Genomic DNA, 18,611 nt, shown 5'->3' on the forward strand with positions numbered 1-18,611 from the left:
TGGGGAATTGACAATTCCCTACCCAAAGGGTTTTGTAAATTCTAAATAGGAATAGCGATCGCAAATTGCGTACCTGCACCGACTTCAGACTCCACAACAATTTGACCACCGTGTTTTTCTACCACAATTTGACGAGCGATCGCTAATCCTAATCCTGTACCTTGACCAACTCCTTTAGTTGTAAATAAATAGTCAAAAATTCTTTCTTTTACCTCTGATGTCATCCCATTACCATTATCAGCAATCAAAATATTTACACGCTCATCTTGTAAAAATGTCCGAATTGTAATGCGATTAACCTTAGCCTCAATTTCCTTATAACTGCGTCCCTGACTTGATTCTTCTAAAGCATCAATAGCATTTGCTAATAAATTCATAAATACCTGATTCAGTTGTCCAAAAAAGCATTCAACTTCAGGCAAATCACCATAATCTGTAATAACCTCAATTGCTGGACGCGTTTCATTTGCTTTGATACGATGTTTCAAAATCAGAATTGTACTATTAATACCTTCATGAATATCGCAAGCAACTTTGTAGTACTGATCTGACCTAGAAAAAGTTCTTAAGCTGTTGCTAATATCGCGGATACGATTAATTCCTAATTCCATAGATGCAATCAACTTCGGTAAATCTTCTTGTATATATTTCAAATCAATCTTATTAATTTTATCTGCAATTGCTGCATTACTTTGCTGATATTCTTGTTGATATAAATTAAGTAAGCTGAATATATCTTTGAGGTAATCTAATGCTGGGGGAATATTTCCAGAAATAAAGCCTATAGGATTGTTGATTTCATGGGCAATACCTGCAACTAAATTACCCAATGCTGACATTTTCTCGCTTTGTACAAGTTGCAATTGAGCTTTTTGTAAATCGTGAAATGCTTGTTGTGACTGTTGATAAAGCCGAGCATTTTCTAGAGAAATTGCGGCTTGAGTACAAAGCAAATTAATAACTACTAAGCGATTAATTGTAAATATTCCTTGAGTTAAACTATTTTCTAAATAAATAATCCCAACTAAATGCCCTTGATTAAGAATCGGTACACATAAAGCACTTTTTGGTTGATATTGCAACATATAATCATCAATCACGCCACTGATTTCAGTTTGGCAATTGTCAATTACAAGGGGTTCTAATGTATGTTTAACATATTGAATTAGCTGTCCAGGAACTTCTCGAGAATCATCTAACGGTTGTGAACTAATAACTGTTGTAGTTTGTTGATCGCTAGGATTAATAGAAGCAATCACTTGAACTTGCCATTTATCTTTATCTGGCAGAATTAAGACACATTTTTTTGCTCCAGCATTTTCTAAGATAATTTTAGTGAGGCTAGTAATTAATTCATCTAATTGGATACTGCGGGAAATAACTTGAGCTACTTTGCTCACAGAAACAAAATCTAAAATATCATAAATGCTAGTAGTAGTTGATTTTGAAGTTGAAGTGCCGCCAATGAATGCTATAGTTTCTAGAGAATTGAAGCTAAGTTTTAGTTGTTGCAAAACAGGTTGGAGTAGCTGAGGATAGCGTTTTTCTAAATCATCAGTTTTTGCCTTAGCACCCCATTTAGCATAGCAATAGTAAGCTTCTTGCATATATCCCTGAGCTACTTTTTCTTTTCCCAATTCTAGGTAAAATTTGGCTGCAAGTTCGTTTGCGAGGGCTTCTTCTTGAATGTAACCGTTTTCTTTGGCGAGGGAGATAGAGGAATCATATAATTCCATTGCTTTGTTTTTATGTTGCAAAACTCGATGACGTTCTGCATCAATTAAGTCAAATTTGTGTTGGTAATTCATTGGGGCATGATGTAGCCATTTTCTAAACTTTTTTTGATGAGAAGTGACTTGTTTAATAATTTGTTTTTTCTCAATCGTGGTTGCTTTGGGATAAAGATTTAGTTGTGTTAATGCGTCATAAAAATAAACTACTGGTACTACTGATGCCGATGTTACCCCATCTAAATAGATTATGGAATTAATCGCTGCATCTGAAGCCGCAGCATAATTTTCAAACAGGTAGCAAAGTATTAATTCATTGGTATAGCTAAAGCTTAATCCGGTGCGATCGCCTACTTGTTTTTGTAATGCGCGAATGCTTTGGGCATCATAAATAGAACCTGATAATTCACTAGGATTAGTAGATTCTCCCAACAGATTTTTGATTGCTTGACGAAACGAATTTGTGTATACATAAGGTTTATCTTGTTTAAATTGCCTGTAGACTTCGGCATAATTATCCATCTTTTTTTGTAACTCAGACAACTCCTCACCGATAAAATATCCATGAAAACTGCAAGTATAACTAGCCCATGATGCATATTCAATATCTCCCGTTTCTAAACCTACTTGATAAGCTTCGGTTAACGGTGCAATTGTCTTTTGAGTATGTTGATGCCAGTGATTAACAAATGTTTCAACAATGAAAAAAGTTCTAGCTTTTAACTCCTGAGCATTAAATTTATCTAAAACTTTTAATGCCAATTGACCAAATTCATAACCTGCCTGAATATTTCCGATAATGCCACATTGAATTAATCCATACCAGGCATAACCAAATGCAGATTCTGCTGCATTACCATACTGCATCGATAAACTGACTTCGCTTAAAATAATTGGTGGTAGTAAATCTGGGCGGGCAATATAAGCCGTTGAATTAGTACTAGCTAGAATTCTGATTGCCGCTAGTTGTTCATCTCCAGTCATGTTAGGCAAGTCAATTAAACTTAAAGGAGATTTACCTAGCAATCGTAATGTTACTCTGCCTAAACCCAGTAATGTTTGCATTTGACTGGCTTGGGGAGAGAGTTTAACACCTAAGAGATTCAGAAGTGCGATCGCAGTCTGAATTGAATTATCAAAGCGACTCTGAGCTAAATAAGATTGGATTTGAATTTCAATAGATTTAACCCGATCTAGTAAAACTTTAGCATGGTGTTGTACTTCTAGAGCAAACTCTTCTACTTTGTCAAATTCGCCAGTTAGATAAGCAGCCGCAGCAGCTTCTTCATACAAAGCTAAAGCCAGGGTATATTTTCGTTCCCAACTATCTGTTGCCAATAGCTGAATTCCAAAATTAATATATTCCATTGCCGCAGTATATGCAGTAGATAGTTTAGCTTTTTGCCCAGCCAGCAGATTTAACTGTGCTAATTGCTCTCTCTCTGACTGCTCAATAATTAAGTTCGCACCAATATTTAATTGATTAACAATCTCAAAAATTCTCTCTTCTTGCTTTTCAATAGGTGTGTTATTTAATAGCAGTTCCCCAATTCGCTGATGAATTACTTGATTATCATCATTTGGGATTAGAGAATAAGCCGCTTGCTGAATGCGATCGTGCAAAAATTTATAACTAATAGTTTGAGAACTTTTTAGCTCATCTTCTATTTCTTGTCCTATATAGAACTTGTATATTTCACTTCGAGGCAAGATGAACCCCTCTTGCAATGCTTTCCACAAATCCGATGAGGTTTCAAGTTCTGACTGCTCAGAAACAATTGCCAAAGTTGCTAAATCAAATTGATTACCAATACAAGCTGCAAGTTTCAAAATATTCTGTGTTGCTGTCGGCAGCTTCTGCAATTGCAACGCCATAAATTCAACGACATCATCAGTTAGACTTAAAGCTTTGACTGCTACAATATCACATTGCCAGTAACCTAATTTTTGATCAAAAGTAATTAAGTTATCTTCATAGAGAGCTTTAAGAAATTGTGTACTAAAAAACGGATTACCTTTACTCTTTTGACAAATGAGTTGAGTTAATGGTTGGGCAACTTCTAGAGAACAACTCAGGGTATCAGCCACCAATTCATTTAAACTTAACAAGCTGAGATTAGCTAATATAATCGTATTAATAGTAGTCTTTGCTTTCTTAATTTCTTCTAATGTAAAATTCAAAGGATGAGCAGCAAAAACTTCGTTATCTCGATAAGCACCAATTAATAATAAATATCCACTAGTTGATTCACGCATCAACAATTGCATTAACTTCAGAGAGGCTGAATCAGCCCACTGCAAATCATCTAAGAATATTACTAAAGGATGCTCTTTAGTTGTGAATAATTCTACAAACTTCTGAAATAATAAATTAAAGCGATTCTGCACCGCATTTCCTGATAAATTTGGTGCTGGTAATTGTTGACCAATAATTATTTGTAATTCAGGAATAACTTCAATGATTACTTGTCCATTGTCACCAACAGCTTCTATAATCTTAGTTTTCCAATGATCTAGTTGTTGGTCACTTTCTGTTAGCAACTGCATCATGAGATTACGAAAAGCTTGTACAAAAGCAGAAAAGGGAATATTCCGATTAAATTGGTCAAATTTACCTTTAATAAAATAACCGCGTTGTTTAACAATGGGTTTATGAACCTCATTAACTACAGCAGTTTTACCAATGCCAGAAAAACCTGCTACTAACATTAGTTCACTGGCTCCTTGAGAAACCCTTTCAAATGCGGCTAGTAGTTGCTGAACTTCATTTTCTCGACCGTATAATTTTTCTCGAATCAGGAAGCGATCGCACACATCCCTGGTTGCAATCTTAAAGGTTTCAATCTTATCTGTAAAATTGAGTTGTTCTAGACAATTTTCCAAATCATATTTCAATCCCAATGCACTCTGATAGCGATCTTCAGCATTTTTTGCCATCAGCTTAATCGTAATGTTACAGAGAACTTGGGGAACTACTTCTCCATTTTTGAATTTTGAATTCTGAATTTTGAATGTATCCGGTTGTTTGGCAATATGGCAATGTAGTAACTCCATTGGATCGTCAGTCAAAAATGGTAGTTCTCCCGTTAGCAATTCAAAAAAAGTAACTCCTAGTGCATAGAAATCTGCTCGATAATCAATCCCTCGATTCATCCGCCCAGTTTGTTCTGGCGCAAGATAGGCTAATGTTCCTTCTAGAACATTGGGATTTTTAATTTCCTGCGTTTCTTTGGGTAATAATGAGGCAATACTAAAATCGATAATTTTAACTTGCTTTGTCTCTGGGTGAATGAGGATATTTGCAGGTTTGATGTCTTTGTGAATAATTTGGTGATAGTGCAGGTAGTTGAGGATATCTGCCAGTTGGATGGCAATTTCCAAAAACTCTCTGGATGCTAGTGGTTGATTTTGAACATAGTCTCGTAGTGAAGTACCGCCAAAATCTTCCATTACTAAGGCATAGCTATTGCGGTAGGTTTCTAAACTATACGGACGAATAATCCCCGGATTATCGAGATTTTTGGCAATGGTATACTGGTTACGAAACTGTAACAATTCATTGAAGGTTGGGTACTCACGCTGTAGCAATTTGACCACAATCTCCAGCCGATCTGCTTCTCTTATGCCTCGATAGACCACTGTTCGAGAGCCAGCATAGAGTTTTTCTATTAGTTGATATTTGGGAATTGTGGCGATCGCATCCATCTGTACCTACCTTACTGTACAAGTTTCACAGCAGAAATTTATATGCTTAGTATGCCCTTTGGTTGAGTATTGATAACGGCTAATCAATGGCATTGTCTAGCGTATAAGCAGGTGATTAGAGACGCTTTAGCGGAGTGATAAATCAATTTCAGCCCAAAAAACGTGATTTGGAGTGATTAGATCATTCTCTAATCATGTTTCAGTAAATGCTTGAATTGCGTATAAGTTGTATAAATTGTGTGAAAAAACTTATACCCTATATATAATTAAATTTTTTCATAAATCAAACCAAATTCCTATAATTCAATCCGGTTCAGTTAAGGTTAAAACTCTTTGTGAAACTCAATTTTTTTAACGTAGACGCTTCTCTACGAGACGCTACGCGAACGGCTTGCCGCAGGCTACCGCAGAGGTGCAGAGGAAACAGAGAGAAGAAAAAAATGCTTAACTGAACCGTATTGTCCTATAATTCACAAAACATATTGACTAAAATTATTCTTAAGCTATTACAGTTTAAATATTATTAAAGCTATCTATAAAAATAATTTATTTTTCAAAAGAGTTTTGGTAATAGATAGCAAATACATGTACTTTGAGAAATATCTTTTTGAAGAATAAACTGGTAAATACCATATTCCGAAAGGTATATGTGTAAGGACAACTAATAATGATATAAATAAATATGTATGATTTTTATAGTAAGCTTCACAATAAAAAACAAAAAATAAGAGGTAAAAAATGCCCAGGCTTGTAGGACAACGCTCTAATACTGGAGCAAATATCACCGTTCTCATCATCCTTGTCGCTATCTTTGGGGTATTTCTTGAATACTTTGGCGTTATTGATATTGTCCCTGGTTTTGGCAGAGAGGGGCGGTATTTTCAGCTAAAAATTCAGCCAACCAACGAACAAGTTACTGGTCAACCAAATAAATAAAAACTATCAGGAATAGATAAATGCGTAAAGGTAGTGATGTTATCGATAAAGTTGTCGTCACATACGACAATGGTAAGAAAATTGAGCGAATTATAGATTTAATTTTCGATCAAAAACATAATCAACTTTTGGGTTTCCTAGTTGAAGAAAAAGGACTGTTTCGGGATGCTAAAGTCATTCCCTTGGAAGAGGTGCAAGCGATCGGCTTAGATGCGATCGTCGTTAACTCAAAAAAATCTGTTGTTAAGGCACATCGTGTACCTGCAATTAAAGAGATTCTGCACCAGAATATGATTTTAAAAGGAACGAGAATTCTAACCACTGAGGGACTCGACCTTGGTGGACTAGTTGATTTGTTCTTCGATGAACATAGTGGACTGGTGGAAGGATACGAAGTTTCTGGCGGTGTATTTGCGGATGCTTATTCGGGGCGATCGTTCGTTCCCGCTCCCGAAACGCTGACAATTGGTTACGATGTTGCCTTTGTGCCTCCACAAACTGCTCAGATGATGGAAGAACAGGTGGGTGGTATCCGGGGAGCCGTCCAAGCAACTGAAGATAGCTTGCAAGAATCAGCCCAAATGGCTAACCGCAGACTACAAAAAGCCAGCCAGTCGGCAGGTGAGCAATTTCAAAGCTCAGTAGAGAATGTAAACCGCAGGCTACAGTCAACAAGCGATAATGCACGTGAGCAACTGCAAGCTGCAACTGATGCTACTAGCAGCAAACTGCAAGACCTCAATCGAGATGCATCTGCCTCCCTGACAAACAATCTGGTTGACCCTGCGGAGCAAAAAATATACGTGATTGGCAAGCATGTTGAGTGGGATGTGCTGACTCCAGACGGTAATGTACTGCTACTACAGGGGCAGGAAGTCACACTAGTTGATGCAGAAGCGGCGGATCGCATGAGTATCCTCGATGAACTCTATCGAGCTACGGGAGGCAGTTTGACTGCAAACATTAGCCGCAATTTGAAAGCAGCAACAGAATCTACTAGTAATCAAATTCAGAGCGCAACTCACAGCGTTGGTGCTAACTTGCGTCAATCGGTTGATGGGCTGACAGAATATGTGGCGATCCAGCAGGCAAAAGGGCGTAGAGTCCTGCAAACAGTGCGTGCTGACGATGGCTTAATTATTGCAGCATCTGGGCAAATTGTAACTGAATCCGTCCTGGCTCGCGCCCAAACTTACCGTAAAGAAGCAGAATTACTAAATGCTGCTGGTCTGGCTGTGGTAAATGCAGTTAGTTCTAGCGCAAGTGACACATGGTTAGAAACCAAAGTTCAACTGCGCGGTCAAGCAAGCGTTGCCCAAAAGAACCTCAACACTTTCTGGCAAGCTTTGAAAGATCAGGCAGAAAAGTTACAAGGACGCAGCACACGGGCGCTGAAGAAGCAACGAATTGAACAAGCACTCGGTCGTCCAGTTACCCGCGTCATTCTTGATCCACAAGACAATGTAATTTTGAATGTGGGTGAATTAATTACGCATCGTGCTGTGCGTCAGGCTGAAGAAAGTGGAGTCTTGAATATCTTAGTGAGTTCGGTCTATATTAAGGAGCCAGAAATATCCGATCAAGAACTGCGGGCCTCAGAACATGGAATGGCGGCTCTCGCGCATCACACTAATGGGCGATCGCAAATTGAAGTCAAGTCAATCTCAGTCAATTAATCCTCGCATTTAACAGTATCGTTTACATCCCCCTAAATCCCCCGATAAATTGGGGGACTTTGATTCCGGTTCCCCCCTTTTTTAGCTGCGGGGTACAAACAAGTCTGAAATAGCTTACTCATCGGGGTTTGAGCGTTAGTTTTACCCCACCCTAACCCTCCCCGATGCATTAGGGAGGGAACTAGATTTCCTGTTTCCCCCCAATGCATCGGGGGGATTAAGGGGGGTAATTCGACTTTTGTGTACACCGCAGCCTTTTTAAGGGGGGATCTATCTAACAGTACCTAAAGTCACAGCAAAATACTTTTCAAACAGCCTCTAAGGTATATCTACATACTAAAATCCTAATTTATCTAGTACTGGCTTGGTGGAAACAACATGCCGTTCTAAACCCAGTTCTTTTGGGCTAACCCCAAGTGCCAAAGCAATCAATTGGGGTAAATGCAATACTGGTAAACCTAACTTTTGCCCAATAACCTTTTCTACCTCTGGCTGACGCGAGTCTAAATTTAAGTGGCACAGTGGACAAGGTGTAACTATACAGTCAGCACCAGATGTCAAAGCGTCTTGAATATGCATCCCCGCCATCTTGAAAGATTGAGTAGTGGCATAACTAGCCAGAGGCCAACCACAACATTGTGTCCGGCCTCGGTAATAAATTGGTGTTGCACCCACCGCCCGAAACATATTTTCCATCGCTTCTGGTTGGAACGGATCGTCATAAGGCATGGTTTTTTGGGCGCGGAGGAGATAGCAGCCATAAAAAGCCGCACATTTTAATCCACTTAACTTCCGGGTGACACGTTTGGTAATTTCCTCTAAACCGTAATCTGTTACCAAAGCGTAGAGGAGATGTTTAACGTCAGTACTGCCGCGATAGGGCGAACAACCTTCTTTATGGAGCAAGCCATTAACCTGTTCAATGTAAGCAGGGTCAGAAGTCTGACATTCTTTCAGATGTTCGTTGACGTGACCAATAACACCTTGACAAGTACTGCAATGAGTAAGTAAGGGCAAATTTAATTCTTCTGCTAAAGCAATATTTCTAGCGTTAACTGTATCTTCTAGCAGTTGGGAATCTTCTTTAAATGTGCCAGAACCGCAGCAAGCAGCTTTTTTAAGTTCAACCAATTCGATACCCAGTGCTTGGGTAAGGGCTTGAGTTGACTGGTAAAGTTCCCGACAGGCCCCTTGAGCAACACAACCGGGAAAGTAGGCGTATTTCAGTTTGAGTGTCTGAGATAGCATAGAGGTATATTTGGGTTAGAGCGATCGCTCTAAACAATAACTGTTTTATCATTCCTTGTTAGCACTAAAGTTCTGATGTTTGACGTTGAGCGACCTTTAACCATCTAGGTTCAAAGCCGCAGCGTCTACATATTCTGATTGCTAGCAAGGCTGGAAATACCGATCGAGACATTGTAAAAAAAATTAGCAATAATTAGACCACCGAAGCATTTATATGGTATCGATGATGGCGTAGCCCGCTCCCCGACTCAACTGTTCCCAAAAAACTTACCCGATTATTTTGAAGGACGGTAGGGGTTTTCTAACAGAAAAACCCTTGTGTAGTATACGGGCGATCGCGCTTGACGATAAGATGTATATGCTCAAAACAATGTCTCCCGTAAAGAGCAGAACCTAGCAACTGGTTAAGGACTTTTATTATTTATGAGCCAAACCGAACTTTTTGATAAGGTCAAAAAAATCGTTATCGAACAACTGAGTGTTGACCCCCCTGAAAAAGTCACACCACAGTCCAAATTTATGGAAGATTTAGGAGCCGATTCCCTAGATACTGTTGAACTCGTGATGGCTTTGGAAGAAGAATTTGATATCGAAATTCCCGACGAAGCTGCCGAGCAGATTATATCGGTTCAAGACGCAGTAGATTACATCAATAACAAAGTTACCGCATCAGCTTAAATAAAGTTTGGAGTTTTCAAAGTTCAGATGGCAATGCCATGCCCCCTCTGGGCGTTTATGGCAAAAACCACTCATTTAACTTTTCACTGAGTGCTGAACAGTTAAAAGTTTAAGAGTTAGAGTTTTAGGAGGCAAAAGTTCGGAGTTCTCTCCATCTTTGAGTGCTTCCAAAACTCAGAACTCAGGACGGGCTAAACCCTAGCTATCCGCTAACAGAACTCAGCACTGTTTAATGCCTGCTGCTTTTTCGCCACCTTTAACTGAATCATGACAGATCATACACGTAAACGCGTTGTTGTAACTGGTGTTGGCGCGATTACACCTATAGGTAACACAGCAACAGAATATTGGGATGGATTATTGAGTGGACGCAATGGGATTGACTACATCACATTTTTTGATGCGTCTCGCCATGATTGCCGCATTGCGGGTGAGGTAAAAAATTTCGATCCATACAATTACTTGGAGCGCAAAGACGCAAAGCGCATGGATCGATTTTCCCAATTTGGGGTTGTGGCAGCAAAACAGGCTCTAGCTAACGCGCAGTTAGTTATTAATGAACTGAATGCAGAACAGGTAGGTGTCATGATCGGTTCTGGCGTTGGCGGCATTAAGGTATTAGAAGACCAGCAAACTATCTACCTCAACCGTGGGCCCGATCGCTGTAGTCCATTCATGATACCGATGATGATCGCCAATATGGCAGCAGGATTAACGGCAATTCACACGGGTGCTAAAGGACCAAATTCCTGTCCTGTAACTGCCTGCGCTGCTGGCTCCAACGCTGTAGGCGATGCCTTTCGCTTAATTCAAGGGGGATATGCCCAAGCGATGATTTGCGGCGGAACAGAGTCAGCCGTGACACCATTATCAATGGCTGGGTTTGCCGCCTGCAAAGCCCTCTCTTTTCGCAATGACGATCCGGCTCATGCTTGTCGTCCTTTCGATCGCGATCGCGATGGATTTATCTTGGGTGAAGGTTCAGGAATTTTAATTCTAGAAGAACTACAGCACGCCCTAAGTCGCGGCGCTCACATTTATGCTGAAATGATTGGCTATGGTATGACCTGTGACGCATACCATATCACATCCCCCGTCCCTGGCGGACTAGGGGCAGCGAGAGCCATAGAACTGGCGCTCAAAGATGCTAATATCACTCCCGAACAGATTAGCTATATTAATGCCCACGGTACTAGTACTCCGGCTAATGATTCAACTGAAACCTCAGCAATCAAAAAAGCCTTGGGAGAACATGCTTATAAGGTGGCAATTAGCTCGACTAAATCGATGACAGGTCATTTATTAGGCGGTTCTGGAGGTATTGAAGCAGTAGCAACAGTACTGGCGATCGCTAATGACCAAATTCCACCGACAATCAATCTGGAAAATCCCGATCCAGAATGTGACTTAGATTACGTGCCTAACTTTAGCCGCGCTCAAAAAGTCGAGGTGGCAATATCCAATTCTTTTGGATTTGGCGGTCATAATGTCACACTGGCCTTTAAGAAATACGTCTAAAAGAAGGCAGGGGAGCAGGGAGCAGGGGGAGATGAGGGAGTGAGGGACAACAATTAATAACCAATGCCCAATGCCCAATGCCCAATGCCTAATGCCTAATGCCCAATGCCCCATGTCCAAAGTATCAGAAATATCATTCCGATATAATTTAAGCGTTCAGCATGACCCAATTATCAGCTTGATTTATCACCATAAACTCAGGAGATCCCGCTTGTCCATCGACAAGTGGGAGTGGGATGATGAGGATACTGTGGGGAATCTAAAATAACCCCAGCAAGAGAAGCTACAAAGAGTGCTAACCCGTCGTTAAAAACAAGAGATTATGACTGTTGCAACCCAATCCGCCAAAGAATTGTCTGTCGAAGAACTGGCTATTAACTCGATCCGCTTCTTGGCTGTTGATGCCGTAGAGAAAGCAAAGTCGGGACACCCAGGATTACCAATGGGCGCAGCTCCGATGGCTTTTGTCCTCTGGGATCGCTTTATGAAGTTTAATCCCAAGAATCCCAAATGGTTTAACCGCGATCGCTTTGTCTTGTCTGCCGGTCATGGCTCGATGTTGCTGTACGCCCTGCTGTATCTGACAGGCTACGATAGCGTCACCATTGAAGATATCAAACAATTCCGTCAATGGGAATCCAAAACCCCTGGACACCCCGAAAACTTCATGACCCCAGGCGTGGAAGTCACAACTGGCCCCTTGGGTCAAGGAATTGCCAATGGAGTCGGTTTAGCGATCGCCGAAGCGCACCTTGCCGCTAAATACAACAAACCCGATACCAAGATTGTTGACCATTACACCTACGTAATTGTAGGTGACGGTTGCAACATGGAAGGAATTTCTGGTGAAGCTTGTTCTTTTGCAGGACACTTGGGATTAGGCAAACTCATCGCTCTGTACGACGACAACCACATTTCCATCGACGGTTCCACAGATGTGGCATTCACCGAAGATGTTTCCAAGCGCTTTGAAGCTTACGGTTGGCACGTTTTGCATGTTAAAGATGGTAATACAGATTTAGAAGCGATCGCTAAAGCAATTGAAGAAGCTAAATCTGTCACCGATAAACCTTCAATGATTAAGGTGACAACCATCATCGGTTATGGTTCCCCCAATAAAGCAAACACTGCTGGCGTTCACGGCGCTGCTTTGGGTGGAGACGAAATAGCATTAACTCGGAAAAATTTGGGTTGGGAATACGAGCCTTTCGTAATTCCAGAAGAAGCTCTCAACCACACACGTAAAGCTGTTGAACGTGGCGCAGGTTATGAAGAGGAATGGAACAAAACATTTGCCGACTACAAAGCTAAGTATGGCCAAGAAGCGGCTGAATTTGAACGTTACCTAAGCGGCAAGCTAGCCGACGGTTGGGATAAGGTACTACCCACCTACACCCCCGAAGACAAAGGATTGCCCACCCGCAAACACTCAGAAAACTGCCTCAACAAACTAGCGACAGTTTTACCTGAATTGATTGGTGGTTCGGCTGACTTAACCCACTCCAACTTGACCGAAATCAAGGGTAAGGGCGACTTCAAAAAAGGGAACTACGAAAACCCCAACATCCACTTTGGGGTGCGGGAACATGCTATGGGCGCAATCTGTAATGGTATAGCGCTGCACACTTCAGGATTAATTCCCTACGGTGCTACCTTTTTGATCTTCACAGATTATATGCGTGCTGCCATCCGTTTATCCGCCCTTTCTCAAGCTGGCTCGATTTGGGTGATGACTCACGATTCTATTGGGCAAGGTGAAGATGGGCCGACACACCAACCCATTGAAACTCTAGCTTCCTTACGAGCTATTCCTAATTTATTAGTGTTTCGTCCCGCAGACGGTAACGAAACCTCTGGCGCTTATAAAATAGCGATCGAAAAGTCGAAGCAAAACGCTCCATCTCTATTGGCGTTCACCCGTCAAAACGTTCCCAACTTGGCAGGTACATCAATTGAGGGTGTGGCGAAGGGTGGATACACCGTGGTAGATAGCGAAGGCACACCTGAGATTATCTTGATTGGGACTGGTTCAGAATTGAGCCTCGCTGTTGGTGCAGCCGAAAAACTCAAAGCCGAAGGTAAGAAAGTTCGTGTCGTCTCGCTACCTTCATGGGAACTATTTGAAGCACAGGATGCGGCTTATAGAGAATCAGTTCTGCCGAAAGCTGTTACCAAACGCTTGTCTGTAGAAGCTGCTAGCAGTTTCGGTTGGCACAAATACGTAGGTACTGAAGGCGATTGCGTTAGTATCGATCGCTTTGGTGCTTCGGCTCCAGGTAATGTTTGTTTAGAGAAGTTTGGTTTTAGCGTTGATAATGTATTAGCTAAGGCTAAACAATTGTTGGGTTAATAGCAACACAATATTCTCAAAATTGTGTGAGGTGGGCTGAAAAGCCCGCCTTTTTTTTAACGCATAGGCGCTTCTCTACGAGACGCTACGCGAACGCCTTCCCGTAGGGTAGGAACGCTGAGGTAGACGCAGAGGTAGAGGTTCGCTGAGTAAGATTGTTTATAATTAAGATAATTATTTGATAAATGGAGGGAATTATGCCAGAAGTTGCTAATTATCATCAAGAAGTCAGGAATCGCATATCACCAATCGTTGAAAAGCTAATTAAAGGTAATACCTTATATCAAGTTAAGTTAAACCAACAAAAAATGATAGAAATGTTAGTAGAACTCTTTGGACAGTTATCAACAGAGGAAATGAGAGCTATAACCGAGCATGAACTAACACGCAGAATTGATAAGATTCTTGTCTTAGAAGCGGTTTCTGGTACGTTAAATGATTTGACCCCAGAGCAAATCAAAATGTACGATGAAGCAGTAAAACGAAAATAGACAAAGTGACTTATTTACTAGATACAAATATTGTTAGTTATATTTTGAGGAGAAATGCAACTGTTGGCAAGAAACTACGGGATGCTAATCGTTCAGGAGAAGAAGTTTTTATCAGTTGCATAACTTACTATGAACTTAAAAGAGGACTGTTGTATGCAAATGCTACGAGGCAGTTAGCTGAATTTAATCAGTTTTATAGTAAATATGAAGTTTTATTTCTGGATGATATAGAAATTATTGAAAAAGCCTGCGAAATTCATGTGGATTTACAACGTAGGGGTTTGAAGATACAAGAACAAGATATATTGATAGCGGCTACAGCGATCGCACGCGGATTAATTCTGGTTTCTAATGATTCTGATTTGCTGAGAGTGCAGGGGATTAATTTAGAAAACTGGTTGCAAACCGATTCTTAAAATATTGTTATTATGGATAGCCCTTCTTCGCCTCATAAAGATTTACTATTAAGCACTACCTTCTTTGCAGGGATTGCAATTGGAGTTATGAATGCAACTCTAGTTATTCCTTTGATGAAGGAAGTTACTAACCTGAATTTAGCTATTACCGGAGCAAAAGTAGGAGCAATTGTTGTAATTTTAACTGTATTCATTGTTTGGAGTATACAGTGGATTCTTGAAAATGATTTTTATATTGATATATTCTCTTGGTTAGTATTAGCCTTGATCATAGGAACTATAATAGCGCTAATTATTGAAGATAGAATTGGAACTATAATTGCAGCAGGGTTCACATTTGGTATTGTAGCAATGACTGTGACTTTAACTTTAGTTGGTTATGTCACTATTGGTATTTTATCTATTGGTTTTTACCCTAGATGTGTTATTTGGGTAAATTCGCTTGAGGCTATTAGAGTATTCTTGACTACGCTGGCAGTGAAGCTGGTAGTAATTATCTTTTTCTACGGTATTGATATACAGAACATAAAGTCTTATTTGCTTTGGTAAGCGATTTCTACGGCTGGCGATGGGTGTGGAATTAGGAATTTGGCAAGGTCGCTATCAAAATCTAGAATTACCCTGGTTGCGCTGGTGGACAAATGGTAATTTGCTACAAACAGGATGGGAGCGATCGCACGCGGGCGGTTTAATTTTAGTTTCTAACGATTATGACTTGCTGCGGGTTAAAGGACTAAGCCTGAAGAATAAGCTATCAACAGATTCTTAGCCTCTCTAGTAAGCCTTGCTCCCCTAGATTTTGTTGAACATGCTATGGGCGCAATCTGTAATCGTATAGCATTGTACGCTTCAGGATTAATTCCTTACGGTGCTACCTTCTTGATCTTCACAGCTGCCTTTTTTTATGCGGAGGAGAATTGTTTATAATTTCATTATTCAAATTGTATCTGCGTGTCTACCGAACTTTTGATCTCAGAAAACCAGAAATTCCTGAATTATCTGTGTTTTTGTGGGTAAGAGCGTCTTGATAGTAATTTGAGCTATTGCAACTTTATTTACCTTCTTGTTTTTCAGGAGATTTATCTAATGAAATTAGTCCAAAAGCTTGGTATTGCTACTGCTAGTGCTGCTATAGGTATCACTGGTGTCGGTACATCTTCTGCGGCACAAGCTGTACAATTATTTGATTTTCAGTACTCTTTTCCCAGTTATGAAGCAAATGGTACAGCGATTTCTGCTAGCGGCATCCTCACCACTACTGATTTAGATCCTATAAAAAACAATTACACAATCACAGGAATCACTGGTACAAGGAAAGTCGAAGGAATTACCGAGACAATCGTCGGGCTACTTTCTCCAGGTACATACGGAATCAACGATAATTTTTTAAATGCAAGTACCCCGCTATTAACCCAGAACGGTTTTTCTTACCTGGTTTCTGGAAGCGGGGAAGACGGAAATGGCAATGTTAACGTATTTTACAGTAGTTTCAATGAAGGTTATTCAGAGCTTTCAAGCGATGTAGATTATGGCAACTTTAGTGTAATACCACGTCCTGTTCCTGAACCTTACACAGTAGTTGGCTCATTGCTTGCTCTTAGTTTTGGCTGGTGGACAAAGCGAAAACAAACAGTAGCTTCCCAGAAGTATGAGAAAGAATTTTAACCTTAACTGAACTCTATTGTTGTAGTTAGGACTTCCAAATAAAAAATATTTAACTATTTATTTCTTGGAAATCCCTAACATTAGAATATCAGCCGTAGCTTTATTAGAAACTTCCAGGATTGTCATCAAGTGCTAGCAAGAAATTAATTAGGTCTACTTGCTGCTTGGAATTAAACCCAGCCTGTCTATCTACGTAGAAGTGATGACCTGTGCCATCAAGGTTACTACGCACTAAAGCAGGGTTAGCTTTGTTGGCTTTCACAACTTCAGTACGAAGATCGCGATCGACTAAGGCACGTAAGCTGCTAGCAGCATCGGCTGGTATACCTTGGCTTAGAGTACCAGAAAGCCCTAAGCCATTCTTGTTAACAACCGTGAAACTACCATCTGAATCAACAGCAAGGCTTCCTGCCTGTACTGCTGCACCACCATCATGCAAATATGGTGCGCTTAAATAAAGACCACGTAAGGTAGCAGTTTTGTAACCGCCTTTTGGCAATATCCCTTTGGGTAGAGTTGTGGGACTATCTGAGATACCTTGTGTTGGTACATCCAGCACTTCAGCATTAGCAGGTATGGGAACGGGAGTATTAAAAGTGTATAGCTTGGGTGGTACTAACAAATTATTTAACCCCAAACGAGACTGGGCGCGGGCTGGATTAGTATGAATTTCATCAATTGGATGAATTTTGTTGTCAGTGAAGAAGGGTGGAATATGGCAAGTTGCACAATTGGCCTTCTCAAATATTTTTGCGCCACGCTTAACAGAATTGCTGTTCAACGCTTGCCAGTTTTCCGAAGTCTGGTTAGCAGGGGGTACTAAGCTATTTTGAAAAGCAGACATAGCGTTATCAGCAAATAGGAAAGTACCACTGGCAATATCAGTGGGCTTTTGAGTATTTGGGCTGAAAACTAAGCCGTTGTAAGTAAACAAACTAGGACGCAGGTTTGGGTAAGTTCCTGTGCCAGGAGCAGGAATTTGGTCTTCTAATTCTGCTTCTGTAGGATTCGGTGCGATCTTCCGCAGCCATTCTGAGGGTTTTACTATAACTCCTTCTGGTAAACGTAGGCTGAGATTGTCAGCATTCTGAAGAAGTGTACCAATATAAACTTCTCGGTCAATGCCAAGGGTTTCTGCACTGAGTTGAGCAGCTGCAAACAGATTAATTTCTGAAGAATGAACACCGTTATTGGTAGAGGTTAGTCCAGCAAACGGGCCAAAAGCAAACTCTCCAGAGGCTGTATAGGGATGATTGTTAAATGTGAAGAGGCTGGGAATTTGGGTCGTGTTTCTAATACCATCCGGTGTACTCTCAAAATTCCCAAAAGGCACATCTAAGACTGCATCATCAAAAGCTTTTTCAAACTTTTCAGGATCGGGTAATTCTACTTTGTTACCTTTACTATCCAGAATAATTTTACCATTGCCTCGATATTCCGGGTTGAGGGGGTTAAGATTTAACCGTGCAAATCCAGCAGATGAATTTGATGCTAGAGTAACTAACAAAGCTGTAGCGATTTCACTATTAGGTACTCCCATAAGACGTTCACCTTTATTTGAAAGGGATATGTGGCAAGCAGCACAACGAAGGTCAATCTGACTTGTATTTGTTGTTGTATTAACTGTAATTCCCAGTCCAACCGGAAAAGTCCCTCCCTTTTCCACTTTTAAGCCTGTATTAATGACACTTCCTTGGGGAAAAGTTCGACTACCTAATGCTATATCCTTCTCAAGAATAAGTTGTAAGTTCGTTGTCGGCTGACCTTGCAACTTAACTATTGCTGTCTGTAATTCTGGCAAAATTTTAGCAATGCCATATCCAAAACCGAATACCCCTTGTAAACCAAATGTGTCGCCAATCTTCCGGTTGAAGAATATATCTTCACCTTGGGCGATTAATTCCTGAGTAATTTTAACTGCACCTACCCGTTGATAGGAAATGGGGTCATTAGGATCGAGTCCCTTATTTGCAACTACTCCTGCTGCTTGTTGAGGGCTAAGTAGTTTGCCAAAATAGTCGTAATAGCCTAGCGGTTGAGTAGGAGCAGGTTCCAAAAAGTCAATTGTTGCGAAAGCTGTCTGGCTTGTCATCAACCAATTTGATAACAAAATGCCAAAAACACTAATGATAAAAATGCTGATTAATAAGAAAATCTTGGCTTTTGAAGTATAAAATCCCCTAACTACACCAGTCTTA

The 18,611-nt window shown here is 40.5% G+C and carries 12 protein-coding genes and 1 pseudogene; 10 read left to right on the forward strand and 3 right to left on the reverse strand.

The features are described 5' to 3' along the window. Positions 1-41: 41 nt before the first annotated feature. Positions 42-5,435 carry a trifunctional serine/threonine-protein kinase/ATP-binding protein/sensor histidine kinase gene (locus V7K38_RS24970; protein ID WP_334861670.1) on the reverse strand — a complete coding sequence of 1,798 codons (5,394 nt, stop codon included), beginning with the start codon at positions 5,433-5,435 and terminating at the stop codon, positions 42-44. Between the two features lie 738 nt (positions 5,436-6,173). Between V7K38_RS24970 and V7K38_RS24975 the strand changes: the two genes are divergently transcribed. Together V7K38_RS24975 and V7K38_RS24980 are read left to right on the forward strand one after the other, a co-directional pair. Further along, entirely contained in the window at positions 6,174-6,371 is a 198-nt protein-coding gene (locus V7K38_RS24975; RefSeq protein ID WP_334861672.1) for a hypothetical protein, read from the forward strand. A gap of 20 nt (positions 6,372-6,391) precedes the next feature. After that, entirely contained in the window at positions 6,392-8,047 is a 1,656-nt protein-coding gene (locus V7K38_RS24980; protein ID WP_334861674.1) for a PRC-barrel domain-containing protein, read from the forward strand. Between the two features lie 336 nt (positions 8,048-8,383). Here V7K38_RS24980 and V7K38_RS24985 read toward each other — a convergent pair whose 3' ends face one another. Continuing rightward, positions 8,384-9,295 carry a CoB--CoM heterodisulfide reductase iron-sulfur subunit B family protein gene (locus tag V7K38_RS24985; protein ID WP_334861676.1) on the reverse strand — a complete coding sequence of 304 codons (912 nt, stop codon included), beginning with the start codon at positions 9,293-9,295 and terminating at the stop codon, positions 8,384-8,386. A 423-nt stretch (positions 9,296-9,718) separates the two neighbouring features. Here V7K38_RS24985 and acpP point away from each other — a divergent pair, with 423 nt between their 5' ends. From acpP to V7K38_RS25025, 8 genes and pseudogenes are all read left to right on the forward strand, one after another. Continuing rightward, a complete protein-coding gene (acpP, locus tag V7K38_RS24990) occupies positions 9,719-9,973 on the forward strand; it encodes an acyl carrier protein (protein ID WP_334861678.1) in 255 nt (84 codons plus the stop codon). A gap of 267 nt (positions 9,974-10,240) precedes the next feature. Beyond that, positions 10,241-11,491: a beta-ketoacyl-ACP synthase II gene (gene fabF, locus V7K38_RS24995; protein ID WP_334861680.1), complete on the forward strand. Its 1,251-nt coding sequence runs from the start codon at positions 10,241-10,243 to the stop codon at positions 11,489-11,491. Between the two features lie 322 nt (positions 11,492-11,813). Further along, positions 11,814-13,841: a transketolase gene (tkt, locus tag V7K38_RS25000; RefSeq protein ID WP_334861682.1), complete on the forward strand. Its 2,028-nt coding sequence runs from the start codon at positions 11,814-11,816 to the stop codon at positions 13,839-13,841. 197 nt (positions 13,842-14,038) lie between these two features. Then, positions 14,039-14,332 carry a hypothetical protein gene (locus V7K38_RS25005; RefSeq protein ID WP_334861684.1) on the forward strand — a complete coding sequence of 98 codons (294 nt, stop codon included), beginning with the start codon at positions 14,039-14,041 and terminating at the stop codon, positions 14,330-14,332. Between the two features lie 5 nt (positions 14,333-14,337). After that, positions 14,338-14,748: a type II toxin-antitoxin system VapC family toxin gene (locus V7K38_RS25010; protein ID WP_334861686.1), complete on the forward strand. Its 411-nt coding sequence runs from the start codon at positions 14,338-14,340 to the stop codon at positions 14,746-14,748. A 12-nt stretch (positions 14,749-14,760) separates the two neighbouring features. After that, the gene (locus V7K38_RS25015; RefSeq protein ID WP_334861688.1) at positions 14,761-15,297 is read left to right on the forward strand and encodes a hypothetical protein; all 537 of its coding nucleotides are present in this window, start codon (positions 14,761-14,763) and stop codon (positions 15,295-15,297) included. Between the two features lie 19 nt (positions 15,298-15,316). Next, positions 15,317-15,517 (forward strand): annotated as a pseudogene (locus V7K38_RS25020) (hypothetical protein); the annotation flags it as partial. Positions 15,518-15,834: 317 nt separating this feature from the next. Further along, positions 15,835-16,413: a PEP-CTERM sorting domain-containing protein gene (locus V7K38_RS25025; RefSeq protein ID WP_334861690.1), complete on the forward strand. Its 579-nt coding sequence runs from the start codon at positions 15,835-15,837 to the stop codon at positions 16,411-16,413. Between the two features lie 103 nt (positions 16,414-16,516). Here the strand turns inward: V7K38_RS25025 and V7K38_RS25030 are convergent, their stop codons facing one another. Then, the gene (locus tag V7K38_RS25030; protein ID WP_334861692.1) at positions 16,517-18,505 is read right to left on the reverse strand and encodes a di-heme oxidoredictase family protein; all 1,989 of its coding nucleotides are present in this window, start codon (positions 18,503-18,505) and stop codon (positions 16,517-16,519) included. Positions 18,506-18,611 lie beyond the last annotated feature (106 nt).

This window comes from Nostoc sp., assembly GCF_036917465.1.
In the GTDB taxonomy this organism is placed as follows: domain Bacteria; phylum Cyanobacteriota; class Cyanobacteriia; order Cyanobacteriales; family Nostocaceae; genus Nostoc.

Bases quoted from the DNA above. Each gene is read 5' to 3' on its own strand.
- V7K38_RS24970 (WP_334861670.1), bottom strand. From the start codon at position 5,435: ATGGATGCGATCGCCACAATTCCCAAATATCAACTAATAGAAAAACTC.
- V7K38_RS24975 (WP_334861672.1), top strand. From the start codon at position 6,174: ATGCCCAGGCTTGTAGGACAACGCTCTAATACTGGAGCAAATATCACC.
- V7K38_RS24980 (WP_334861674.1), top strand. From the start codon at position 6,392: ATGCGTAAAGGTAGTGATGTTATCGATAAAGTTGTCGTCACATACGAC.
- V7K38_RS24985 (WP_334861676.1), bottom strand. From the start codon at position 9,295: ATGCTATCTCAGACACTCAAACTGAAATACGCCTACTTTCCCGGTTGT.
- acpP (WP_334861678.1), top strand. From the start codon at position 9,719: ATGAGCCAAACCGAACTTTTTGATAAGGTCAAAAAAATCGTTATCGAA.
- fabF (WP_334861680.1), top strand. From the start codon at position 10,241: ATGACAGATCATACACGTAAACGCGTTGTTGTAACTGGTGTTGGCGCG.
- tkt (WP_334861682.1), top strand. From the start codon at position 11,814: ATGACTGTTGCAACCCAATCCGCCAAAGAATTGTCTGTCGAAGAACTG.
- V7K38_RS25005 (WP_334861684.1), top strand. From the start codon at position 14,039: ATGCCAGAAGTTGCTAATTATCATCAAGAAGTCAGGAATCGCATATCA.
- V7K38_RS25015 (WP_334861688.1), top strand. From the start codon at position 14,761: ATGGATAGCCCTTCTTCGCCTCATAAAGATTTACTATTAAGCACTACC.
- V7K38_RS25025 (WP_334861690.1), top strand. From the start codon at position 15,835: ATGAAATTAGTCCAAAAGCTTGGTATTGCTACTGCTAGTGCTGCTATA.
- V7K38_RS25030 (WP_334861692.1), bottom strand. From the start codon at position 18,505: ATGACAAGCCAGACAGCTTTCGCAACAATTGACTTTTTGGAACCTGCT.